This window comes from Citrobacter sedlakii (assembly GCF_018128425.1).
GTDB classification, from domain to species: domain Bacteria; phylum Pseudomonadota; class Gammaproteobacteria; order Enterobacterales; family Enterobacteriaceae; genus Citrobacter_A; species Citrobacter_A sedlakii.
In genome coordinates this window covers 81,838-105,478 of the sequence record NZ_CP071071.1, presented here as the reverse complement: position 1 = coordinate 105,478, position 23,641 = coordinate 81,838, and the positions used below count along the sequence as shown (strand labels likewise).

General features: G+C 51.4%; 28 protein-coding genes and 2 pseudogenes. All 30 read right to left on the bottom strand.

From position 1 onward, the window contains the following. Window positions 1-21: 21 nt before the first annotated feature. Entirely contained in the window at window positions 22-300 is a 279-nt protein-coding gene (locus JY391_RS23135) for a hypothetical protein (protein ID WP_000268337.1), read from the bottom strand. Then, on the bottom strand, window positions 287-2,014 hold the full coding sequence (locus JY391_RS23130; RefSeq protein WP_000122922.1) for a DUF7146 domain-containing protein: 1,728 nt from the start codon (window positions 2,012-2,014) through the stop codon (window positions 287-289). The genes JY391_RS23135 and JY391_RS23130 overlap by 14 nt, the downstream gene beginning before the upstream one ends. 177 nt (window positions 2,015-2,191) lie before the next feature. Further along, window positions 2,192-2,578: a hypothetical protein gene (locus tag JY391_RS23125; RefSeq protein WP_001077336.1), complete on the bottom strand. Its 387-nt coding sequence runs from the start codon at window positions 2,576-2,578 to the stop codon at window positions 2,192-2,194. Between the two features lie 458 nt (window positions 2,579-3,036). Beyond that, window positions 3,037-3,693, bottom strand: a pseudogene (locus JY391_RS23120) (hypothetical protein); the annotation flags it as partial. A 42-nt stretch (window positions 3,694-3,735) separates the two neighbouring features. Then, window positions 3,736-4,928 (bottom strand): IS3-like element ISKpn18 family transposase gene (locus JY391_RS23115; RefSeq protein ID WP_085955245.1). Its coding sequence is split into 2 segments (ribosomal slippage): window positions 3,736-4,652 and window positions 4,652-4,928, totalling 1,194 coding nucleotides; the frame shifts between segments, so codons are not numbered across the junction. Between the two features lie 53 nt (window positions 4,929-4,981). After that, window positions 4,982-5,194 (bottom strand): annotated as a pseudogene (locus JY391_RS23110) (hypothetical protein); the annotation flags it as partial. Window positions 5,195-5,268: 74 nt separating this feature from the next. Continuing rightward, window positions 5,269-5,826 (bottom strand): hypothetical protein, encoded by a 558-nt coding sequence (locus JY391_RS23105; protein WP_000064432.1) that lies wholly within the window; start codon window positions 5,824-5,826, stop codon window positions 5,269-5,271. A 73-nt stretch (window positions 5,827-5,899) separates the two neighbouring features. Then, window positions 5,900-6,118 carry a hypothetical protein gene (locus JY391_RS23100; protein ID WP_000260293.1) on the bottom strand — a complete coding sequence of 73 codons (219 nt, stop codon included), beginning with the start codon at window positions 6,116-6,118 and terminating at the stop codon, window positions 5,900-5,902. A gap of 13 nt (window positions 6,119-6,131) precedes the next feature. After that, window positions 6,132-6,401, bottom strand: a complete 270-nt coding sequence (locus JY391_RS23095; RefSeq protein WP_000184110.1) for a hypothetical protein — start codon at window positions 6,399-6,401, stop codon at window positions 6,132-6,134. Beyond that, a complete protein-coding gene (gene yfbR, locus JY391_RS23090; protein ID WP_000071870.1) occupies window positions 6,394-6,999 on the bottom strand; it encodes a 5'-deoxynucleotidase in 606 nt (201 codons plus the stop codon). The genes JY391_RS23095 and yfbR overlap by 8 nt, the downstream gene beginning before the upstream one ends. A gap of 71 nt (window positions 7,000-7,070) precedes the next feature. After that, complete coding sequence (locus tag JY391_RS23085) at window positions 7,071-7,274, bottom strand: hypothetical protein (protein ID WP_000050847.1); 204 nt, start codon at window positions 7,272-7,274, stop codon at window positions 7,071-7,073. A 201-nt stretch (window positions 7,275-7,475) separates the two neighbouring features. After that, window positions 7,476-9,929: an adenine nucleotide alpha hydrolase family protein gene (locus JY391_RS23080; protein WP_001187969.1), complete on the bottom strand. Its 2,454-nt coding sequence runs from the start codon at window positions 9,927-9,929 to the stop codon at window positions 7,476-7,478. An 87-nt stretch (window positions 9,930-10,016) separates the two neighbouring features. Further along, window positions 10,017-10,403, bottom strand: a complete 387-nt coding sequence (locus tag JY391_RS23075) for a hypothetical protein (protein WP_000042274.1) — start codon at window positions 10,401-10,403, stop codon at window positions 10,017-10,019. Between the two features lie 232 nt (window positions 10,404-10,635). Continuing rightward, window positions 10,636-11,190, bottom strand: a complete 555-nt coding sequence (locus JY391_RS23070) for a hypothetical protein (protein ID WP_001093867.1) — start codon at window positions 11,188-11,190, stop codon at window positions 10,636-10,638. Between the two features lie 73 nt (window positions 11,191-11,263). Further along, window positions 11,264-11,695: a hypothetical protein gene (locus JY391_RS23065; protein ID WP_000687894.1), complete on the bottom strand. Its 432-nt coding sequence runs from the start codon at window positions 11,693-11,695 to the stop codon at window positions 11,264-11,266. Between the two features lie 60 nt (window positions 11,696-11,755). Next, entirely contained in the window at window positions 11,756-13,381 is a 1,626-nt protein-coding gene (locus JY391_RS23060) for a DNA cytosine methyltransferase (protein WP_000201432.1), read from the bottom strand. Window positions 13,382-13,458: 77 nt separating this feature from the next. Continuing rightward, entirely contained in the window at window positions 13,459-13,761 is a 303-nt protein-coding gene (locus tag JY391_RS23055) for a hypothetical protein (protein WP_000410925.1), read from the bottom strand. A 77-nt stretch (window positions 13,762-13,838) separates the two neighbouring features. Further along, entirely contained in the window at window positions 13,839-14,183 is a 345-nt protein-coding gene (locus JY391_RS23050) for a hypothetical protein (RefSeq protein WP_000209093.1), read from the bottom strand. A gap of 191 nt (window positions 14,184-14,374) precedes the next feature. After that, the gene (locus JY391_RS23045) at window positions 14,375-14,728 is read right to left on the bottom strand and encodes a hypothetical protein (RefSeq protein ID WP_000994741.1); all 354 of its coding nucleotides are present in this window, start codon (window positions 14,726-14,728) and stop codon (window positions 14,375-14,377) included. A gap of 68 nt (window positions 14,729-14,796) precedes the next feature. Further along, window positions 14,797-14,988 (bottom strand): hypothetical protein, encoded by a 192-nt coding sequence (locus JY391_RS23040; protein ID WP_000651508.1) that lies wholly within the window; start codon window positions 14,986-14,988, stop codon window positions 14,797-14,799. A gap of 337 nt (window positions 14,989-15,325) precedes the next feature. After that, entirely contained in the window at window positions 15,326-15,778 is a 453-nt protein-coding gene (locus tag JY391_RS23035; RefSeq protein ID WP_001176699.1) for a hypothetical protein, read from the bottom strand. After that, window positions 15,768-16,157 carry a hypothetical protein gene (locus JY391_RS23030; RefSeq protein ID WP_000026577.1) on the bottom strand — a complete coding sequence of 130 codons (390 nt, stop codon included), beginning with the start codon at window positions 16,155-16,157 and terminating at the stop codon, window positions 15,768-15,770. The genes JY391_RS23035 and JY391_RS23030 overlap by 11 nt, the downstream gene beginning before the upstream one ends. A gap of 61 nt (window positions 16,158-16,218) precedes the next feature. Further along, window positions 16,219-16,443 carry a class I ribonucleotide reductase maintenance protein YfaE gene (gene yfaE, locus JY391_RS23025; protein ID WP_001102700.1) on the bottom strand — a complete coding sequence of 75 codons (225 nt, stop codon included), beginning with the start codon at window positions 16,441-16,443 and terminating at the stop codon, window positions 16,219-16,221. A gap of 65 nt (window positions 16,444-16,508) precedes the next feature. After that, on the bottom strand, window positions 16,509-17,393 hold the full coding sequence (locus JY391_RS23020) for a hypothetical protein (protein ID WP_000477209.1): 885 nt from the start codon (window positions 17,391-17,393) through the stop codon (window positions 16,509-16,511). Between the two features lie 73 nt (window positions 17,394-17,466). Beyond that, window positions 17,467-17,967: a hypothetical protein gene (locus JY391_RS23015; RefSeq protein WP_000793769.1), complete on the bottom strand. Its 501-nt coding sequence runs from the start codon at window positions 17,965-17,967 to the stop codon at window positions 17,467-17,469. 90 nt (window positions 17,968-18,057) lie between these two features. Next, window positions 18,058-18,597: a hypothetical protein gene (locus JY391_RS23010; protein WP_000018872.1), complete on the bottom strand. Its 540-nt coding sequence runs from the start codon at window positions 18,595-18,597 to the stop codon at window positions 18,058-18,060. Window positions 18,598-18,861: 264 nt separating this feature from the next. Beyond that, window positions 18,862-19,197, bottom strand: coding sequence for a hypothetical protein (locus JY391_RS23005; RefSeq protein ID WP_001447572.1), 336 nt, complete (start codon window positions 19,195-19,197; stop codon window positions 18,862-18,864). A gap of 61 nt (window positions 19,198-19,258) precedes the next feature. Beyond that, window positions 19,259-21,055 carry a VWA domain-containing protein gene (locus JY391_RS23000; protein ID WP_000039319.1) on the bottom strand — a complete coding sequence of 599 codons (1,797 nt, stop codon included), beginning with the start codon at window positions 21,053-21,055 and terminating at the stop codon, window positions 19,259-19,261. Between the two features lie 84 nt (window positions 21,056-21,139). After that, a complete protein-coding gene (locus JY391_RS22995; protein ID WP_000170087.1) occupies window positions 21,140-22,417 on the bottom strand; it encodes a DUF3150 domain-containing protein in 1,278 nt (425 codons plus the stop codon). Between the two features lie 199 nt (window positions 22,418-22,616). After that, the gene (locus JY391_RS22990; RefSeq protein WP_000706865.1) at window positions 22,617-23,627 is read right to left on the bottom strand and encodes a YqaJ viral recombinase family nuclease; all 1,011 of its coding nucleotides are present in this window, start codon (window positions 23,625-23,627) and stop codon (window positions 22,617-22,619) included. Between the last annotated feature and the right edge of the window lie 14 nt (window positions 23,628-23,641).

Genomic DNA, 23,641 nt, shown 5'->3' with positions numbered 1-23,641 from the left:
CACCCCCTCAGGGTTAAAGTTTTAGGCAGACAAAGCTGTTGGCTTCGCCTTGTTCATCTTCATTGAGTTAATGATCTTCGTCGCTTCATCAGCAAACGGGCCAGTAACTTGGATAGGCTCCCTTCTTGCGAAGGAGGCTGTCACCATCATTCTCTGGCCGTGCATCAGATGACGATACCGAGACCGCATAAGCTCAACGTAGGCCGCAGAGTCCCCCTCCCACCCCTCAGGGGGAGAGAAGGGGCACACCGCGTCGTTACCAGGCGTTGTATCAACCTTCGAGACATCAATGACGGCCATACTCAGCTCTCCTTCTCGCAATGAAATCGCGCAGGTAGCGAGCATTCGGGAAACCGAGGCTTCCCTGACTCATCAGGACATCGTTCCAGTCAATCCCTTTCGCTCTGGGCGGGATCGGGAGCTTAGGCAGCAGGACGTACACACGAATGCCGCGCTTCTCCAGCTTGGCTTTCAGCACGTTCGCTGACTTCTCCCCAGTCACAGACTTATCTTTGTCAGCCCAGATCAGTACGGTGTGAACACCTTCTGGAACCTCGAAGGACTCCATTAGGGTGGCATTGACCGTTGACCAAACCGGGATTTGAGTGACTCGATAAGCTGACAGAGCTGTTTCCAGCCCTTCTGCAACACCCAGGATACCCTCAGTCGGTTCACCGAGGCGGATGGCCGCGCCATTGACATCCAAACCGTCAGGAATGGGCATCATCTTTTTGGCGTTGCCGACCTTGGCTTTTTTACCGTTTTGGGTGAGATAGGTGCGGTGGAGCGTTACCAGGTTGCCTTCCACATCTCGGATAGCGCAGACGATAGCCGGGAATTTCCCAACTTCATTGCCATCTTCGTCGTAGTAGGCCATAGCCGGATTGAACCGCAGACAGTCTGTTTTTTCTACTTCATCAACTTTGAACAGCAGCTCGCGGTTTTTGAAGTACAGACGCATTGGCTCAGTCACATGACTGGAGAACGGCAAACACTCGTTCCATACCTTCTCGATTTTCTCACGGAGACGAGCACTGTAAGCGCGTTCGCGCTCCATTCTCTTCTCCATTTCTTCTTGGAGCTCAAGCAACCAAGGCTTAGGTTGTTCACGAAACATCGGAACAACTTTCGGCTTATTTTCGCTGCTTTGCTCTTCCGGTTGTGTGGCCGCAGGTTGTACTTGCGGTGCCGGAGTTTCTACCTTGCGGTTGACCACAGGGGCCGACTCAACATGGTGACTCACCGGCTCAACACCACCGTTCGAGCGAGCGCGGAACTGCGTTACCGTAGCGCCGCGACGTTCCACCAGCCAGGTGTTGCGATGCGTTTGCATAGGTTGTTCTCTCACAACATTCCCCTGCTCGTCCTTAACTTCAACGACGACAGTTACAGGCTCGCGCCCGAGGTTTGTCATGACGATCTCATCCCCATACTTGGCTTCACTTTCACCAATGGCTCTTTCAAGATCCACGCCCCAGATGGTGCGTTCCAAACCGCTCTTGTCACGGATGAAGGCAAAGTAGCTGAGCTCGTTGTCTTCGTTATGCTCATAAGGAGCTTTACCGTGGGCAATCAGAGTACCGGCAATGGATTTTTTACGATTCTTGGAATCGAGAACCTTGTTATTCACCTTCATAGGCTCTTGCTGAACAGGCGCTTTGGCCTGGACAGGAGCTCGTGTCGGTGCAGCGGCTTGTTGATACTGGGGTTGCTCTTTCTCAACGCCCAGATAATCACCAACCTCGCTCAGGCACTGTTTAAAGTCCCAGTTATTGAGCCACATCAGCAGCTCAAAACCATCATGATTGGCACCGCATGTATTGCATACGCCGCCACCAGTCAGGTGGGCATCCTTGAACAGTCGGAAGCCATCTTTCCCGCCGTGGATAGGACAAGAAACATGACGACCAGGTTTACGGAGAGCTGGTTCAAGATGGGGCGCTAGGGCCGCCAGGATGAATAGCCAGTTTCCGTTTGCAGCTTCACGAACGGTGTCAGCTTTGTAGTAAGACATAGGTTTTCTCCTTAGCGTGAACCCCAGCATCGAGGCTTCCTTAAACCCCCGTCGCCAGGGTTTTAAGGAAACCCCGACACCGGGAGAATGTGCCAAGGAGGCTCCCCAGCCGGGGAGTTCTCCCCGGCGAGGGGTTTAAAAAGGTCGCCCCCGAAACGGAGGCGAATTTTGTGAATATCACAAGCACAAATGAGCGCCCTCTTCCGAGGCCATCATGATTGTGACATCTGCGGTTACAGGATCTGACTTAATCACAACCTCAGTGGGTTTGAAAAAGCCATCTACAGTGGGCATGGGGTAATAAAGACGAATCTTTCCCCAATTCTTGTTGTCGGTAAAAGCGACCTTTGTTTGAGCAACACAAAGCTGCAAAAACATGAAAAGGAAGTCTTCTACCGAGTGCTTACCATCTGCACCAAATACTCCATCGACAATTGCCGGGGTCACTGCCACATTGGTCAGGAAACCAGCTTGTTTACCGATGGAAGATTGGTCCACCAGCAGACCATCATTGATGGCTTGTTGACGGATTTGGGCGAGGTCCAATTTAGCTACTTGGTTCATAAGGTGTACTCCAAAGTTAATGGGTACACCTACCCCGTGCGGGGAAGTGTACCCGCATGGGTTATTGAAAGGTCACGGCCAAAGCCGAGCTTTAAGGTTCCGAGTTTTACGCTGGCTGAATGCGCCAAAGAACGGTCGGAGGAAACGAGTCAGCGACACGCTTCACATTCGCGTAAAGAGTGTCCGTAAAGACACGCTCTAAGCGACGACCACCTTGACGATAAACCAACTTAAAGTCTTGGAATTTGTTCATGGATACCTCCAGAAATAACGGGAGGTATCTCCAGCAGGAGATAGACTCCCGCAGGGATTAATAAATTAACGTTAATTTGCTGTTTGTTTTTGGCGACCAGCTATCGCACTTTTCGCTCTCCGAAGAGAACAAAATCTGCTTACTGATGGTATTCACCATGAGTAAGAAGACTTGGGAAGTAAAGCAGGGGTTTCCCCCTGCCTTGTTATGCCGCTTTGAGGTGGCGAGAGAAAAAGTCCCTGGTTTGCTGGATAGCTCCCCGGAGAAGTTCTCGTCTGTAGCCAGCGTAGCTCTTGTCATCACTGGCAACGGTCAAGCCGTGCAGACTCTCTTCACCCAGGACAATCTCGTTTTCACGAGAGAGTACCTCAACACGTAGGCCAAGCACTCGCTCTTTCCCTTCCAGGATAGAACAAATTGTTTGGTCTCTTACTTCGTCATCCCAGTGGCCCATATCGAAATCCCGCTCAGGGAGTTCAGTAACACGCACCAGGTAGTTTTCAGTGGCCCGTTCCCAAACCACTTCATCTTCGCATGGAGAGGCCTCGATCAGCGAGTACCCGTCCGCTTCGAGCTTCTTGGAAAGACTTTTTACATCATCCGCCAGCTCCAGCACAAAGCGTTCCCAGAGGTCTTGCCAGCGCTCGACCATATCCTGGTTAATCCCTTCAATGCCGGTGCCAATCATGGAATCATCATCAGGGAAGATCCCTGTGAAGTCCACGTTGTCGTCGATGTTCATGCAGTTCCAATGGCTGTAGTGATGCCCGTGACTATTCCGAGTAATGGACAGGTCACAGGAACCATATTCGCGGAGGACAGAAAGCATATTCTCAATGTCTTTCTGTGCCATCAGGTTCTGTTGTGGTCAAGTTTTTTTGGACACGCCGATCAGATGGTAGGGTTATGCACAGGCGGGCAACTGGGCGGCAGGGCTGGCCAGCGTTTCGTACTGTGCGGGTGATCGGTAGCCAAGTTTTGAATGCAATCGGGTACTGTTATAAAAGTTAACGATGTAGTCGGTGATGTCTTGTTTGGCTTCTGTATGGTTGGCATACCGAGTCTGCCAGACACGCTCCATTTTCAAATTCAGAAAGAACCGCTCCATCACGGCATTGTCCCAGCAATTACCCTTGCGGCTCATGCTGAGTACCAGACCATGGTTTTCAAGTAATTGCCGGTGTTCAGCACTGGCATATTGACTGCCCCGGTCCGAATGAACCAATAAACCCGGTGCCGGTTGGCGAACCGAAATAGCCATGCTCAACGCATCGCACACCAGCTGTGCAGGCATGGTCGGTGCCATGGACCAACCCACGATGCGACGTGAATACAGATCCAGCACAGCGGCCAGATATAGCCAACCGCTGTCGGTCCGAATGTACGTCACATCGCACACCCAGGCCGTATTGGGTGCTTCAGGCTCAAACTGACGGTTGAGCACGTTCTCTGCCACCGGCAAATGGTGTTTGCTATCGGTGGTATGAGCGAACTTGCGACGCCAACAGGCCTTGAGTCCACAGGCTTTCATCAAGGTACGACAGCGATGACGTCCAACATCATGGCCCTGGGCACGCAGGGCTGCACTCAAACGACGACTGCCATAGGTGCGACCACTGGCAAGAAAAACCGCCTGAGCATGCACGCTGTCCTGGCAAATAGGTTTGGGTGTATTGACTCTGCGACGCGCTGCGTAGTAACCAGAGCGACTGATGTCCAACGCCTGACAGACCTGCTTGATCGGGGCCTGCTTCGCTAACTCAGTGACAACATCGTGGATCACTTTATTTCCCGTGCGAAGAAGGCCGAAGCTTTTTTTAATAATTCATTGTCTGATTTTAGTCGCCTGACTTCGGCTTCCAGTTCTCGAATACGTTGCTGCTCAGCCGTTAACGGTTTACCAATCCCCGGCCTGCCGGCTGACTCGTCATCCAGTTGGTGTACCCAGCGTCGGACCACACTTTCGGTCAGCTTCATTTCGCGGCAGACTTGGCTGACGCTGACGCCTTGCTCGCGCACCATGCGCGCCACCTGTAACTTGAACGCTGGATCAAAGGTTCGGCGATTCTTGGTTGTGTCGGTTGTCTTGTCGGTCATCTCTTCATGTTCCTTGTCGGGGGGAAAACACCCGATCAAAGTGTCCATTTAAATTTGACCACAACATTCTTCACGCGGCTGACAGCATCCACTTGGCCGGGCTCAGTGCTGAATAGGCGATTCATGAGAGCTTTGACGTCATCAACGCTCAAATCCCCGTAGAAGGCTACGCCATCCCCCTGGCAGTATCCGAGACTGTACTCAATCGTCAGATCATCCGGGTATCCACACTTAACCAGTTCGTTTTGAAAATGCTGTTTAATCATTGGTATCTCCTTAATTTCAGAGGGAGACACCATCCCCTCAGGGACCGATGTCCCCCGTGGGGTTAATGTTTGGGTTAAGAAGCCTTGCGGCTTAATTCAGTATCAAATCGAGGACCTTTGAGAACCGCAGTTTTCATAACCTCGAAGTTTCTTGGGTAACGCAGCTTTGAAACTGCGCCAGCTCGGATGTCGGCAGCCTCACTTGGAGAGACTAGCCTTAACCCTTCGCTGGTTTCAGCGTAGAACCAACCGGCATAACGCTCATAGGCATTCTGCTGGTACTGTTCAGTCGCCATATTCTTCCGGATCGCCTCTGTTAAGGCCTCAACAACACCGTCATCTTTCGTGATGATGTTGAAAACATGAGAGACAGTCAGGAAGTTCCCAAAGAAGCAGGCTGCCCCAAGCCAAGGCTGGAACATTTCGCCATTTCGCCCCGTCCTCACCATTGGTTCAAACGGGTATGGGCGATAACAGTGATACTGCTCAAACATCGGGTCAAGAACGTTGTCACCCAGGACATCCAGTAAAGTCTGAATACTGTCCGGGTCTTGGCCTGCCCACTTACTCCCATTGCTGAGAATCAGTGTTTTACCGTCAGTACGCTCCAGAGCTTGTTCAAAGTTAGACATAGTGCATTCCTTTTGGTTAGGACGCACCACACCCTCTCGGGATGATGCGCCCGAGTGGGTTAGTTGAGAAGGCTTAGCCGTCAAGTCCGTAAATTACGGCGGAGCCGGGCTCCATCTCGACAACTTGTGCGCTTCCTTCTTCTATCAGCTCCTGCATGTAACCAGACTCAGCATCCGGATTACGTTCGCAGTGTTCGTCCCAGCGTTTCAAAAGCCCTTCTGTGGCTTGTCCGTGGGTCTCACCAAGGCCGATAAACTCATAGTGTCCTGTGTTTACGATGATCACCACCATAGCTAGTGCTCTCCTACAGGTCACTTGGTACATACAGGTCATCTTTGATGGCAGAAAAATCGACAGGAGACTGGTCCCCATAGGTTCGATTCACGCCACCAGCATCATCGACACTGACAAAAACCGTGCGGAGTAAACCGCTGGGCTTTGCAGGGTAAACGATGCTGACATGCTGACCTTTGTACTGTTCTGACAAAGTGCTTTGAAGCTCATCAACCGAACGGAATTTCCGGTCGCGGCCAAAGTCCTTAATCTTGATGTCGCCAGGGATTGGATTAGTCATCGTTACCCCCTGCCAGCAGTTTATCTACTGAATGGCCGAGTCCGTTACCAAACCATTTGTCCAGAGCGTCGATTTCCGGGAAGTCCGATTTCACCTGAGCAACAACACGTTCCATTTTGCTGAGAGCATCCTGGAACTCAAGGCCATTACCTGCGGCCACCTCAAGTTTGCACTTGATGTAAGCGGAGTAGGTATCACAGGCCTTAACCAGTGATTGTTCATAGCCACCGGGAGCGAAGGCTATGGCGACTGCATCCTGGAGTTCTTCGGGAAGAGTCTGGATGAGTTTGTCCTCTGCGGCCTTTTCCAGTCGTTCAAACTCACGCTGCAAAACAGCGTTTGCTTTCTTGACCGGTGTTACAACATCCGAACAGAGAACCTCGGCTGCATCATGCAACGAAGCATGAGCAAGCATGACTGCCAGATCCACCGACTTCCCTTGCTGAATGGCAATATTGCCAGCCAGGTAGGAAAGCAGGGTAACAACAGCGCTGTGTTCCAACACAGACTCCGGTTGAACAGAGTGCATCAGTGACCAGCGTTTGATCAGGCGTTGGCGCAAGGCCAGAGCTAGAAAGCCGAAATTTGAATTAGACATAGTGCCTCCAAAATTGGTTGGAGGTACACCAAAGCCGACCGGGCCTTGGTGTACCCGGTTGGGTTACTTAGTTATCTCGGGTCAAGCTGCTTAGCTATAGCGAGTAAAAACGGATGGAATGGATGATCTTGCGGGACACCCCCAACAAGCTCACGGGCTAAACCGACTGAGTTTGTAGCCAACACCTCTTTGACGGCCAGAATGATTTCATTGTCGATTTCATCCTGGATCTTTCGTTGTTGGTCCACCAGCCGACTTAACTTGTCTAGGCTCATGCTTCTCTCCTTTGTTTGTGGGAGAGAACCCAGGAGGGGTTTCCTCCCGAGGGGTTAGGTTATTGCTGTTTTGGGCCAGCTACCGTTATAGCCAGCAAGCGCTGACAATGAACAAAGAGTATGACAGCCACCTAAAAGGGTAAAACGCTGTAATTGCCCTTTTGGGGTGCAAAAGAAAAAGCCCTCCCGAAGGAGGGCTTTTTATGCGGCCAAGGACAAGCCTTGCTGTCCTCTTTGCAACTCTGTGTCGTCGCGGCGATGTAAGCGTTGAACCGCCTTGATCATCGTTCTGACATGTCGCTCCAAAGAGGCTGGATGGCGTTTTGACAGTAGGTTGATCCAGTCGAGATAGATAGCAAGCGCGGAACCTTCGGTTAGGGCTGCCTGTATCGCCTCATACTGCCCTACGGCACTCTGGACCACATCATTCATCCACTGGGCGTCAGTATTGTCCAAGAGCTCGCAGAGGGCCGTATAAGCCTTCCTTCTGGTCGCGGCCATGTAACGACGAATGTTGGCGTTTCCGCTCCCCTCTCGCCCTTCCATGACGCTCATACAGAATGCGCTGGAGTAACAAAGCATCGCGTCAGTCACGTAGTTAAACCATCGCTCCTGATGCCGTTTCTGTTCTTCCATTGCTTCCTGGTCAAGTTGCTTCTCGATGAACAACCCCGTCGGAGTACGGTGGTGCAGATGGTACTTGAACGTTAAGTGCAAGTTGACCCACCAGCGTACCGTTGCCAGTCTTCCCTTGATTTTTCGCTTCACCAGATCTTTGTACTTAGCATCGCTAAGCACTTTGACATCCTTGCGCTGTTGGATTCCTTCCATCGTCTGTAGCCCTGTAAGGCCCATCTGGTGGTAGGTTTGACCTCTTTGCATCATACGGTGATACAAAGCGCCTTTTCCTTTCGCAAGCTGGATTGCTCCGAACCGAAGGTAGAACTGCGCTGCACTACCGGGCGTATAATGTCCCTTTAGTACAGACTCCCTTAGTCGCGGGTATTCGTTCCAGATGATGAACGCAGCGGAGTCGGGATCGACTTTCACTTCATCATCTTCTGCGAAGCAAACCACCCTTCTCTTTCCGTCTGCGGTATTGATCACTTGCGCTGCCAACGGGTCATCCCCGCCGTCAAAGTAAGCCATTTCCGCTAACGGATCGGCCAAGCCATCAGAAAGCGAACCATCGCCCCAGCGACCAACCTTCAACCACAATGGCTTCGGAATTGGTGACTGAGGAACGGTTTCACACTGCGGCTCGTCTTCCAGCAAGTCCAGATCACCCATCGACCAAACCCTGTGGTAAATCTCCAGGGCATGGAAAGGCTTATCATTGAAATGATGGAAGGCCCACATGAAGTCGATATGGACTAAAGCCTCTTCCGATATGATCCGGAATTGTGGCTCTGCCATTCGACGGTTCCAGTCGTTATCCTCTGCTTGACCAGTAGCCAGCTTGTATGCCAGCTCATCAGCTCTCTTTTGCTCCATGTAGTCCATGCTGCAACAGACATGAAGCAATCGTTCTAGGAAAACAGGACTGTAAACGTCCGGCTGTATTTTGATGTATCCGCCCTCGTAAATCGTTCGACCTACGGGATGGCGGTCTTCCCATGCGTACCGGCGTTTTGCCAAGTAGCGCTGGATGCGGTTCAGCCCCGACATATAGCCATGCCTTTCAGGGTCCGTGGCAAGCAACGTCTCCATTGACTTATCCAACCCAACAGCCTGGCAAGCCCAGCAACCGAAGCGAGCGCCACAGGCGTCACTGGCCTTCTTCTCTGTTGCCGACCACACGCACTCCCCTGTTGCCGCCTTGTAAAGCTCTGCCGTAGTGACATTGCTCTCCAAGTAACTTGGCAGAGGATATGCTGAGCCCATGCCAGCGGATAGTAAGAACTCCCAGACATCACTCGCCAACCAGTTTTTCACCACATACAGCTCACCCCCATCTTTCGTCTTAATGACGCGATCTGAGCTTCCTCGCTGTTTTGCAATGTTGGCCGCACGAATAGTGCTTTCAGCATCACGACTGCCCAGCAAAAGGCAGACTTTCTGTCGAACCTCTTTGGGAAGCTCTCGCATATAAGCTGCCTTCGCTCTTTTGGCAGAGGTGATTTTTAAATCCTGGCTACACTGGCGGGCCGTGGAGTTGGAAAACGTAGGCAACCCCCTCCCAGTAAGGATTCGGCCCGTCCAACTCTGCGAGATCCCAGGCTTTGCTAGAACGATGGTCAGAGGAAGGTTTTCCTTCGCAATGAAACGCTCCAGCTCGGCCAGTTTCTGATCCGCCAGCCACCTTACCTCTGGGCTTTCGATCAGTGTGTCAGTGTGCAAGATGAAGTGGTGCTGGCTGATGGTCGCCCCACTCCTTACAGCCCGGATCAGGGCCATCAGGAACAGGTGCAAGACCGTTTCAGAATCTTTACCACTGGAATAGCCGATCATCATGGTCCACCCATCAATTAAGGCCGTGTGAATGGACTCAACCGATGACGTGATCAACGATGACAGACTGGTTCCTCTACTGGCATCAACGAAGTTCAAATCCTCGTTATCAGTCAGTTCTGACCAAACAGAATCCCACTTATCCCCACGCAAAAGCACTGGGATGGGTTGTTCTGATAGATCAAAGTTTAATGTTTGTTGCATAGGGCCTCCTGGATTAGCAGGGTGCCCATCCCTTCCGGGAAAGCACCCCGGTAGGGTTAAAATTGAATCCTGGCTATCAGACCTGAACTAGCTGCTACTCGACATCTGGTTGTCTTCGTATTGCTGCTTGGCCTGTTTCACCAGATCAATGTCACCGTCTTGCAGCTTTTGAATATCAAGCTGTAGACGAGCCTTGTGTTTCAACAGTTCAGCGACCGCATTATCAATGTGATCAATGAGCGATTGGTTTTTTTGGATGGTGTAACTGTTGAGTTCATCGAGCAGGGGCCATGCAACACTCGAATGAGTGTTGAGCAATGGGTACTCTGCTTCGATCTCACAAACCACACCGTTTGCTCCTTCTCTGTAATGAGGGAACCCGACACGCAGACCGATACGACGATCCAGCGCTGCATTCACAGTACATTCCAAAGAAGTTCGGTTTGAAAAAACATCGTTGACGTTTTTAGACATGCTATATCTCCGTTCAGTTTATGACGGAGCCCCCCTAACAGGAGGTGCTCCCGTCAGGGTTGATAATTTGCTGTTTGTTTTTGGCAGCCAGCTACCGCACTTGAGCGCCTAAGGCACTTTCCGAAGCACCCTGGGAAACCGAGATGCTTGGGAAAGCGCGGGGTTTCCCCCTGCGCTGATTACCCTTTTTAAGGGGCCGGTACGCCGATTTCTCGGCGCACTCAGGTTGAAGCTACACAGTCAAGAACCAACGTTTCATAGGGACGGTGATGTCTATCATCCCGTTTCCACATGGATTCTGGCCCCAGAATCTGTAGGTCGTCTCATAGAAGTCAAACTCAGACAAGGACTGAATCTGCGCTTCTGAGATCGGCTCAAATGGTCCACCGCAACCGATGTGCATATTGAGCCCATAATCTCGAAGCTCTAGCTCTCCGAGATTTATCGTCTTCCCGCCCACACAAGCAACCAAGTTCTGGTTTCTGACGTCGCCTTCTTTGAACAGCAAAGCTGACTCATCGTAGCTCCCATATTGGTTGGTAAACTTCACAATATGCCCGTGCTTAGGTGAGGTTTGTTCCGACAACTCTTTCAGTAATCGCTTTACGCTTTGAAATCTCGCGTACAGAGCTGGCGTAAACTGCCCAGAGTAGTTCAAGTTTGGGCAGATCATTTCAAGCATCTCATCAGGTACAGATTCAAGCCCCATTTGCGCGGCCAATGGCTTCGCCTTTTTCAGACCTTCCTCAAGCACTCTCTGATTTACAAGTTGTTCTAATGTGTTCATTTGACTCTCCACTTTCGAGAGAGCAATGCAAGCCGTCTCCGGACTTACATTGCCCGTTAACGGCTTTATTGGTTTATCCCAAGAGGTACGGAGCTACGCCAGTCAGGAAGCCCATGACTCCCAACACAGCGCCAACCACGCCCAATTTGATTGACAGTTGGACACTTTGATCCGGATGGTTCCAGAACCACTGCCAGACTTCCCAGCGCCTGGCTCTGCGAACCTCAAGATTTACAGTGTCTTTAAAACGAACACCCAGAGCATCTACCGCATCGTAATCCAGCGCGACCGCCAGCTTTGTGATGGATAAATTCCCAGGGTTGCCCATCGCATACCGGAGAACCTTTGCTTTGGTCTCTGGGTTTACGATCATAACCGGCTCCCTCCTGAAAAAACGGGTCTTGTCTTTTCGCTTGGAATCCATGTTGCGGTTATGGAACCTGGCAATGCAGTGTTGAAGGCCTGAATCCTCGGGAGGTAAAGGCACAACAGTTTCGATTTTCATGATTACTCTCCTTTCGGATAGGCCGGAGCAAAGGCCTTTCGGCATTGCCCCGGTGAGTTACTAATGAACCAAAGATGAAGTGACCATGATTGCGTCTCCGGACATCATTACCGGGAGATATTCGCAAGGCTCATGGCCGCAGCTCTTTTTAGTTCCGTTAGGTGAATAGACAGCCAATTGACCATCCATAATGTTGAAGGGCATCCCCTGTTTTTTCGCTGCCGGTGACAGCTTGAGAGTGCCCTTTGCGTCAACCAATGCCGTTGCCCAATGGAAGTCTTCACCACCGATCACCGGCTGTGATTCATCCACGACTTCGACCATGATTGGCATCATTCCAACCCAGCTCCACAGGCTGTTCCCTAATGCGAGGGCTAAAGCCTCGAACGCGGGAAAGACTACCGATTGCCCGAGAATCTGGTGGGCAATAGTGTCCGACAGACCTTGGATGAGTTCCTCTGGTATCCCTTTCACTCGACAATGTTCTGTCGGTGTAAAGATGCGAGACAACTCCGGCTGTTCTGGATGAACAATGAAAGGTTCGGTACTTCTGCATTTTGCATAGTCCTTACCTATGGTGCCGCAAAACTCATCGTCGCCAGTCAGAAGCTGGCGAGAGAACCCCTTGCCAGCAGCTTTGTCTCTCAACTCCTTCTCAGCCAGATAGTCAAATGACTTCCAACGTTCAGAATCGAGCGGAACTGGCTCCAGGATGTCCTGTATGCGACTTTCCTTGGTGCGAACAGGCTGAACCTTCTCAAGTTCAAACCCGTCGATCCCGTGGGAAAGCGCAACAACACAAAGACGCTTGCGGCGCTCAATAACCCCAAACTCATTGCCGTCGAGAATGCGCTCTTGTAGGGAGTAACCCAACGAAGAGAGCACCGAACGAATCACTTCCATCGAAGCGGTGTTCTGGTACTCAGGCACGTTCTCAATCAGCACAACGGCTGGGTTTAGCGCTTCTACGAATTGCAGGAAGTTGAAGAACATGGCACCTGCCGCCTCATGCGATTCGGCAAACTCCAACTTGTTCTTACTGCGACCTGACTTTGACGCGCCGGTACACGGTATGCCCCCCATCAAAACATCCACCTGTGGTGGGCGTTTGCTGAGATTCACAGCCTGGATTGGCGATTCGATAACAATAGAATCTTCGTTCCAAAGCTCCGGGTTATTTGCCAAAGACGAATCGAGATATTTCCCTTCCATCTCCACGGCCACAGATATGGCACTGGCAATTCCCGCCTTGTGAAAACCGGCGTGAATCGCTTTATCAAGCACACCACCCCCATGAAAGAGGCTGCATACCGAAAGCGATTCTCCATTCTCCAGCTTACTGATAAGCCGGTTGACGCGCTCGATCACTCGCTCTTGTTGATGGTGAGCAGAGATCACAATTGCGCCGTTACGGATGAACACGCGGAGCATCTCTACACCGTCAAAAACGGTAGCAAGCTCCTGCACGGTCAGATCGATGATTGGAGACACCCGGCCATTGCGCTCACGCTTACTGATGGTGAACTTACCCTCCTCTTTGACGCGAAGCACAACCTGGGAATCTTTCAGCTCCAGATCATACTTCATGCCAGGATAGTAACCTTCACGCAGTAGCTTTTGGCCTTCCAGCCAGACGCGCTTCTTGCCTCGATGTTCTCCTAACTTGGTGTTTACGATAGTAGCCATGAGCTCTCTCCTTTCGGTTGAGAGGCCACTACCGTCCCAATCGGGAAGTAATGGCCCCGATGGGTTTAAAGTGGTTCTCAGTTCACAGCGATGCCGTGAGACTGAATGGCATTAGCAAAGCCAGCCATTTGTTCAGGGAAGGTGTAGCGGTTGATGTCCTGGCTGCGAGCCAGATTGACATGCACCTTCTTCACCTTCGTTTCGTCAGAGTCGTACTTTTCAAGCGCCAGCTTCTCAGCTTCTTCCGGATCTCGGCCCAGCGAGTAGGCGTAAATCACAGAGGTGAAGCCAAGTCCTGAGCCGAATGCGTAGACTTGTTTCTCGAAATGGACGTCAGCGAAATAGATGCTGAATCCGGATTTGAGGTTATGTTTTTCCATGATGCACTCCAAATAGTTTGGGGGCGCACCACGTCCCGAACCGGGCGGATGCACCCGGTTTAGGGTTAGTAGATTGCTCAAGCTGTTACGCCAGCCTGAGCCTTTATTGCTTCAAGCACGATCTCTGCTTCCTTGATAGAACCAGTGCTGTACAGCTTATGCAGCACCCGGCCAAGGTTCACAGAGATCTTTTCTTTCACTTGGAGATACTTGACATAGAAGTCATACAGTTTCTCCGCCTGCTCAAGGTGGGACATGCTCTCAACGGGAATGGTATTCCCTGGATTGCAGTACCACTTTCCGAGCACCTTTTGTACAAATCCCTCTTTGTCTCCTACGAACTGATTTGTGCCAAACACCCCACTGGTTGGTGAGCGTTGAATAACAGAAATCGGATTCGCAAAGCTGGCAAGAGTAGTCATAGTTGTGGCTCCATGTTTGTCAGGGAACCACCAGCCCGAGGGGCAGTGATCCCCCAAGGGTTATGTAGAATGCTGTTTGTTTGGGGAGGCCAGCTACCTCACTATTCACTCTCGACAGAGAGCAAAATCTTGCTTTCCGAGGGGCACAAACTTTCACATGTGAAAGTCGATGCCACTGGGAAAGCAGGGGGTTAACCCCCCGCTTTAACCCGCGCTAAGCGGTTTAGGATAGACTTCACGCCTTCCCTTACTCCAGATGGATCGTAACCTGCTTCATCGCAGCAGACCACAAATGAGAATGGATGTACCTCATCGGACATCACCCAAGCCATCGTTTCCTGCTTGATTTCACTTCCAGCTCGACCATCAGCAAGGACTCTAAGGCTATGCCATAAAAGCCCATCACGTAACTGCCTTACCTCATCATCAGTCCATTCAGGCTTTGGCTCAAATGGAATGACTTCTGCGGTCTTCGGCTCTTCATCCAGGAAGAAAAGCGGCAGCTCAAGCTGGTTTTCCTTCTGGATCATCTTCACTGCATTCATGGTGACTCCTTTTACGGGCACCATGCCCCCACAGGGGCATGAAGCCCCCAGTGGGGTTACAGTCATAGTTACTTCACGCCTGCCAGTTGAGAATTGATGTTCTCTTCCAGCCAGCCTTGAAGCGATTCAAGGTCACGTTTGTCTTCCGTATTGCTGGCTTTACGTGCATCTTCCGACACAGCGCTCAACATGGCGTTAGCCTCAGCAAGTGATTCAACATTGTTCCCAGGGAACACAATCGTTTGACTGTGATCTTTCATGGTCTTCTCCTTTGAGAATGGAGGACCGTCTCCCATCAGGAAGAGCGGCCCCGTGGGTTAAAAGTAAAAATCCTCCAGCTCTTCATGGTCAGGCTTTCGCTCAACTGGTCGAAGCAACTCAGCTTCATCAGCGAACTCAAGCTCAGGATGAAAAGCAGGATGAAATCCTCGATGCCAGACTGGACGGTCATTATCGAGGTCTAAGTAGCAGTGCCTCCCACTGGCTGGGTGATAGCAGTAAAGCCACTGTCTACCACTAACGGTAAACGGCTTCTCTGCACCTCCACATGCCGGTACAAGGTTATCTGCTGCTATATGCGCTACAGCATCCATAGGATCAGTCCTCATCTTCGTCATCACGAACACAAAGATCACGAGCAACTATTTCCGCAGCTATCAACGCATAATCGTTGCCCTGCCAGAACCACCGCTCCGCCAGCTCATAGGCTTCGCTGGAAGGTTCGCCATAACCATGAGCCACCACGTAATCGTGGAACACTTCATGATCAAATGCCTTGCCATCAGCTTCCATGAACCAACCGACAGGGCACTCCAGAATGCGATGCCTTACGACATCTCGCTCTGAATACCCCTCTCTGACGGCTTGCTCCAACATTTCCCGCGACATACCAGGAGGAGTGATGATCTCTATGCTGATCCCATCACTTCCTGCAAGATTGTCCTCGTATGGAAGACCGGCAAGTGTAAGGTGGTTGCGCTTGCACCAGCCTATGGTCCGAAGTATCCGACTTTTGTCAGACTCCCTGGCCGTGTATCGGTTAAGCTGCATAGCCACCTCCAGCACACTCCCCATCTTCGATTTCACTTCCGAGCTCGACCATTCCAATCAGGTCAAGCTGGGTCATGTCCGAATCCAGAGAGCAGTCAATTGCTGACTGAATGATGCCTTTGTGGGCCAAGCCTAAAACCGACTTAATAGTCGAAAGCAGAGACTCGGCTTCGCTCTCGATCTGCTCCAGAATGTCTTTCCATTCCCAGTGCTCAAACGGTTGCCAAACGACCAGATCCTCAGGTTCGTCTCCCCGTTCTACACACTCAGACAAATACTCATAAGCCTTGCACCAATTCTCTTGTTGGCCCAGTTCACTGAGCACTAGAGCGGTAGCATGACCGTATGCGATTTGTTCAACTTTGGTATTGATAGACATAGTGTTTCTCCTCGTAATGGATAGAGGAGCCCCACCCGCAGGAAAGGCTCCTCCGGATGGGTTAAATTTCCAAGGTCACATCGGTTTTTGCTTTAGCGCAGCAAACCAACACTTCCCCTTCTTTGACAAATGCGATGGGCGTCTCGTCATAAGCCACTTGACCTTCGAGTAGACGAACCCGGCACATGCCACAAAAGCCACTGCGACAATGCGTTTCAACAGTGAGGCCTTTGCTTTCGATTTGCGCCAACAGCACATTGTTGCTGGCTTGAAGTTGTACGTTCATGGTCACGCTCCTTTGTTGTTGATGAGCGCGACCAATCCCCTCCGGGATGTCACGCCCCGGTTGGGCTACTCAGCAAGTGCATAGACACCTACCTCGATGCGAATAAAGAACCTGGCATCTTGAAGAACTTGCCTGACCTTTGCTTGCCAGTGGTTGTTCTCTCGATGCTTTGCGTAGGGTTCAATCTCTTTGTAAATCTGCTCCAGCTTCAACGTTTTCCCCTGTAGGGTTCGGCGTATTGCAGCTTTCCACGTAGTCGAAACCATATTGGTTGCTCGACGGTGTACGGCAGCAAGAAGACAGAGCGATGAGGCAACGTCGTTACGACGAAACACCAACAGCTTTTCATGGGCGATACGCACCAGCTTCCCGGAATACTGAGTTCGGTCACTCACACAGTTGTGCTGTGTTTTGATGATCTCATCCACCAGCTTCCCAGGTGCGATACGTTCCACAAGGCTGGACAGGTTGAAATAATCCCCATCGCGCCTCAGGTTTCCCATGAGGATTCCGTAATGCCCTCCTCGCTCACAGGCGTCATGAATATTCATAACGGCCAGCTCAAGGGCTTCAACGAACTCAGGCAAATTCATGCGGCTCATATCCCATTTGTTGGGCTCGCCCCACTGCTTACCTGAATACTGGATCATGTCCCAGTAAGGAGGGTGCCACCAGATCAGGTGTGCAGGCTCTCCGAGGAACGAAAGGAAGTCATCCCGCAACAGGTTGAACCCCTGATGCAAGTCTGTCCCTTTGAAACGGACACCAAGTTCATTGGCAACGTCGATGCTAGAGCCACCCCCAACACTTGGGTCTGCCACCAGCCCGTTCGGCTTTCTCATGTAAGACTCAATGAAGTCTTTAACGATAAAGCCCGAGCAGTTGCCTCGGTACTTGTTGTTTCCGTAAGGCCCCCTGTTTTCGTAGGAGCATACTGATGATTTGAACATGGCGTCCTCCATCATAGATGGGGCGCACCATGCTCCCATCAGGGGCCGGTTCGCCCCTGGTTAGGGATTAAGATCAAGCGTTATCTGCATACCACCAGCTAAGGCGATTGCAATCACGAAAGAAGGTTGCTTCATCAGGAGCCTTCATCATGACCACATCACCTTCGCAGTAGGTGCATAGCTCAAGCGTTGCTTCATTTTTCCAAAAGGCACTGCACCCCGATTCTTGATACACAACCTCCCATTTGGGATGTCGCAAGTACCGATGGAAGAAATCGAGAGTGTCACCATAAGGGAAGTTGAAGCGCTCCATCACTGAACCATTTTCTGTCAGTTCAGGTTTAACCTTGCCGGTTTTCAAGCGCTTCTTGATGATGCGCTGAACCCAACGAAGTCGTGCAAACAGCCGATTGGTGTCTTTCTCGTACCACTGGGGATTACGCTTGCTCCAGTAGAGCTTGGCGAAGATTTCCCCGGACAAATCCTTCATCTGGTTTTCGTTGAGCTCATCAAGAAAACGTCGAGAAGGTTTGTCGTAGTCAAGAACTGCTTCCAAAGCTGATAGGTTTTTCATAGGGACTCCTTATTGCGATTGCGGAGCCCCGTCCCCTCAGGGCTATCGGAGCCCCATAGGGTTAATTAGGGTTAATGGTTGAACGGCGATTTATCGAGGGTTGGTGAATCGAATGGCTTTACCAACGAAATCGGCCATCAGTCGATTCCCAGTAGAGCTGAAATAGCTCTGCCACTCTTTCCAACCACCAACGGATTCCACCGAGCTTGGAGACTCGAAGATACCCCAGATACGCATTTCACAACCTCGTTGCAATACTCGGTTTACCTGGTCAACCAAGTATTCCTTGTTCTGCAATGAAGAGAGGTTGCAAGGCATCTGCATGATCAGCTTTTCAGCTTGCTCGAAGTCGATTTTTTCAATCAACCCCGTGCGGGTATCCACAGAGAATGGAACCACCTGTTGACCGTGGTTAGACCACAACCAATGGGTGATATAGATCGGATTAACGCCAACTTCCGCTGGCACCAATACGCTGCCGCAAGACCGCAACAGCCAGACCAGACGTAAACCATCGAATCGATCCAGAGACTCCACATCGGTAGTGATGTCATCCTGGTAGATTTCAGGCAGCTTATGTTCGGCGGCGAGAGAGATCATTACGGATTTGAGATTGTTCAGATGAGACATGTGTGCTCCTTAAAGTAACTTGGGCACACAGAGCCTGTCAGGCGCAGTGCGCCCTTAGGCTGAGGTTGAATGCTGTTTGTTTTTGGCGACCAGCTATCGCACGTTTCGCCCTCAGAGAGGACAAAATTCACTTTCTCAGCAACCCTCAATGAAGGCCTCTGAGAAAGTGGGAGGGTATTCCCTCCTCACTTTGATTGTTCCACGAGAGCTGTGTGAACAGGAACGCTCAAACTGCCCTTTTCGGGTGCAAAGCTCAAAGACGCATCAACTGCCCCGTCTTTTCAGTTCTTCGACCAGATGTTCAGGCACCTTACTCGCAGTACAGGCCAGCAATACATCGAGGCCTACCGGCTTGTGAAAGCGCTTATTTGACCAGGAATCGCCAACTGATGACTTTGCCCAGTCGATTGCTTGCCCAAGACGGTGGAACTGCCGCCTGCCTGTGTATCCCATACGACTATCCAAAGTAACACCCTGGAACAGTCTCCAGTACATCGGAGGAATGCGCTTAGCAAGCAGTAAAAAAGGCGTCTCCGGCACTGTAGCCCTTCTACCTTTGTTCCGATGATACAAATCCAAAGATGAATGGAATTGGTTCATAGACTCTCCAAATAAAAACGGCCACCCCCGAAGGGATAGCCGTTTGTCGTTTCACTTCCTGTTAAGCTGCAAAAGCAGTCAATGACCGCTCCATCAACTTAAACAGTGTGCGTTGCAGAGCTGCCGCATCATCAATGACAATGTTCTTTTGGAACAGTCCTGACACTGCGGTAGTCTCTACCCCTATGCCGATCACCTCAACATCGCTTCGTTCACAGAGGTCAATCACTGAGCGACATGCCGGGGCGCTTTGAGGCTGCCCGTCAGTCACTACGATCAACATTTTTCGCTCTTCACGGGTCTTGGTGAGTTCAAAAGCTGCATACCACATAGCTTCCGCCATAGGCGTACCGCCAGTTGCTTTGAACCCAAACCGACCGGCCCGATTCTGAACCGTATCTCCATGCTTCACGACACTGAACACTGGCTGGTTCCGGTTGCCACCAAAAAAGGTGACTGCCGGGTTTACGCCGGGTATTGCTTCCAGAGCCATCGAAATAGCCAAGGACGCTTCCCGCGCAATGTCTTGACGCTCCTTTCCATTGGCGGCCTTGTAGGCCATCGAGGAGCTCATATCAACCAGGATGTGAACCGCCGTATTAGGGCGTTTCTTGGCTTCTGGCTTGAGGAATACGCGGGTATCACCCGTCACTACACGATGTAGTTTCCGAGCATCCACACGCTTCCCTGATCGTTGGTTACGGTGAGCAACTCGCTGGCTGGCCTGGACCAATCCGTAGAGCTGCGTTCTTATCTTTGAAGTGGTGCTCTTCACATCCCCTACCAGGCTTTTGCCAACAGCAGGGTTGTCCTGGGTGTTCACAGCAGAGCGAACAGTCATATAGCTACTGTCCCCCTTATCTTGAGCCACCCGGTTGAGCTCGGCTTTAAGTGCATCATGCGCGTCACCACGCAAATCACCGGCACCGGCATTCAGAACCTGCTGGAGCATTTTGGCCGCGTCTTGTTTCGCCGCGTCAGAATTGCCACCAGCCTGGCTTTGTCCTGCCTTGCTGCCACCATCAGTATCCGACTTGCCTTGGTCGCCCTGTCCTTTCGGATCAGATTTCCCGTTAGCATCGTCTTGCTTCTGGTCTTTACCTTGCTGATCACCACCATTGGCATCAGGCCCTTGGTTTTGATCGTTACCACTTCCGCCCTGACTGTTCTGAGGTTGGTTGCCACCAGCATTCTGCTGGTTGTTACCATCCTGACCATTCTGGGGCTTTTGCTCTTCTTTCTCCTTTTCCTCCTCGATCATCTTGATGATTTGGTCGGCCAAGGATGTCACCTCTGCGGTTGACTTAGTGTTCACAGCCTTACGCAGTAAAGCGTTCAGCCGAACAACAACACCCTGAGGGAACACGCGCTCGAATACGGGGGTAGCCGAATCGAGATAGGGTTGAAGGACGGATTGCCCTACAGCCTTGGTTTGCAACCAGTACAAACAAAACCCTGTCAGAATGGAGGCAGGGGCCTCTTTGTCTGTGACGTGCTCGTAATGACCAGCTTGAGCCATATAGCGAGCAACCTCATTCAGGGTCTGCGACGTACCGGGGAAGAGTTCCATCATGGCCCGTTCTATGCGGCAGTCCTCCAAAACGTTGGACAACTCAGCATGAAGACCTCTGCGGCGCTCAACACCAAAGTCCGTAAACCGGACATGGGCTGCTTCATGGGCCAAATACCCCCAGACAGCATCCATGTGAGGATAGTCGTCGGGGATATTCGGAACCACGATGGTCTTACCATCGGTGTATGCGTCATCGTTACCGATGGCGACTTTGACACCGAGTTTTTCACCATAGGCTGCGGCCACGATTGGTAGAGCGCTGTAAATGGTGCGTTTTTTGGACATATCTTTTCTCCTGGTAGGGAAGGAGATAGTCCACCCCTGGAGGGAATGGCTATCCCCTCCGGGTCGGTTTAGTTGAAGTGACTATTAGAAGAAATAGTCGCCATCGTCGTCAGTTTTAGGCAGCTCCTGGTTGAGAGGCTCCTCTGTCGTCTCCTCTTGGACAGGCTCTTGCTCTACCGGAGTTTCCTCAGGCAAAACCAGCTCATCCTCAACATCAACACGCTCTTCTCGAACCACATCACCGGCATTGGATTCATCTTCCGATTCACCCTCGCCTCGTTCTGCAAAACTCTTGAAGAAGTTGTCGATGTCTTCATCCAGGTCAACAGAGTTACCACCGCTGTTAGTCTGTTCTGATTGAACAGATTCAGTACCACCTACCTGTTGCTGCTTGGTTTCGCCACCCTCTGTTGCAGGGATAAGCTCACCGGCTTTATCGCTTTTCTGTTCGGCCTTTTCATCTTTAGAACGGTCCCCCATCTGGGCTCCCGAACCGCCAATGTCATTAGCCATGCCCTCTACAGTAATCGAGCCATTGGCATACTGCTCGATGCGGTCCCTCTCGCTCATGATCAGCACTGCGGCCACGACCTGATAAAAGAAAGGCGCAACGATGTTTCGGCCATCGGCATGTTGCTCGTATCCCCGGAGGGTTTGGTCGAGCAGCTTGACCAGAGGGTTAAAAGCGCTGTTCAGGAAGCTAAGCCCATCCACCTTGTCGCGGATGTTACGGAGTGTCTGCCGAGTAGTGACCGCACATTGGTCTCGACCGGCCAAACGTTCCATATAGAACTTATTCGCTTCCTGAACCACTTCGGAGATGAGATCGTCACCCAGGCGCTCAACCTTGCGGTTAAGGCGTTTGGCGTTGGCCTCATCTTCGTTCACAGGCTGGATCATGAACACCTGGTACTCAAAGCCAATCCGCTCCTCGACCGTTTCCTTTGGAAGGGCTCCGGCACGGATAGCTCGTTCATACTCAGGGTTCTCCTGACACCATTCATCCACGGCTTTGTTGTAACCTTTGATGAAATCCTGTTTCAGTTGGTTAAACTGAAAGTTGATGTCATTCAGCTTGTTACAGATTTCATCGGTCTTGCTGACGGGTACGGCAAATCCGTTCATGAACGGCATACCGAATTTCAGCAGGAGGCGACGAGTTTCTGTTTTCAGGCGATGAAAGCCTTTCAGCTTAGCCGGATCACAGATCTTCTTACTTCCCAGTTGAGCTACTTTCTCAGGTGGAATTTCACCACCCTCGCCCAGCTTGAGATCAGATGCAGACAAACGGGTTTGTCCACTCCAGATGTCAAAGTCTACGTGGATAACACAGAGGCTTTGTAGATGGTTCACTTTAGTCATGATGCACTCCAAAAAGTTGGGGGCGCACCACGTCCCGAACCGGGCGGATGCGCCCGGTTGGGCTAGTAAATTAACGTTAATTTGCTGTTTGTTTTTGGCGACCAGCTATCGCACTTTTCGCTCTCCGAAGAGAACAAAATCTTGCTTTCCGTTGGAGACTCCCAGAATCCCCAAGGGAAAGCGGGGGAAAATCCCCCACTCACCAGTAGAACGTCTCTACTTCTTCCGGCAAATCATCAAGAGGAGCAAGCACGTCCTCATCAACAATGTACCGTGGCTTCACAGAGCCAGTAACCGTTACACGGCACCGCTCTGATGACTTCTCTCTGTACTGGTCAACATCCTCAGGCTTCACGCCTGACGCCTTATCAGCCAACAGCTTTTTGTAGTCTACCCGGCCAGCCGCTTTGTATCTCGTTACCATCACACCGCAGTAGTCGGCATGGAAGTATTCCCCCATGAGGGACTTCATGGTGTCGAGATGAGGCTTTTGCCTTTCTTGAAGCTCAGACAGTCGCTGTTTCAGCTCCTGAATCTCTGCATCATAGAGGCGGTATTCCTCAGCAGCAGCAATCCAACGGTTGACCTCTTCACCTTGCGGTATGTACAGGTCTCTCTCTGGATCTTTGTCGGGCTCCTTCTTGTCTACTACCTGTTGCCAGAACTTTTTAGCCTCGGCCAAGATTTCTTGAATCATGGCTTCGTCTCGGAGTATTGGAAACTCCTGAATCTGACCTTCAAAGTAGAAGACTAACCAGCCTTGCTTGGCCCCCGTTACCAGGAGCTGGTGTTGCACCTGCGGGTAATAAAGCTGGTATGCCTTGCTGTTTGCTTTCTCAGCACAAACATCTTCCCAGACAGTCGCACTCGGGCTTTTCAGCTCGACGGGCTCCCCGTTATCTCTCAGGCCATCCAGGGAGGCCCTCATGAGCGGGTATTGAACCGATTCGACACAGGCGGGGAGCAGCATGTCATCATACTTCTCCTCGAAAGCGCGTCTTGCAGCATCTTCGTTTTCTATCCCCCGGCGAACCAGCGGATTAAGACTCAGATCGACTTCACGCGCATACCCAGTCTTCTCGGCCCACAGTCTCCATCGTGTTTTGTACGGAGACCGATTGAGCAGGATAGCGGCGTCAGTGGCTGTTACACCTTGACGCCGCCAATCAAGCCAATCTTCCTCGCGTTGCGATAGGTTGACTATTTTCATGGACCTCTCTCCAA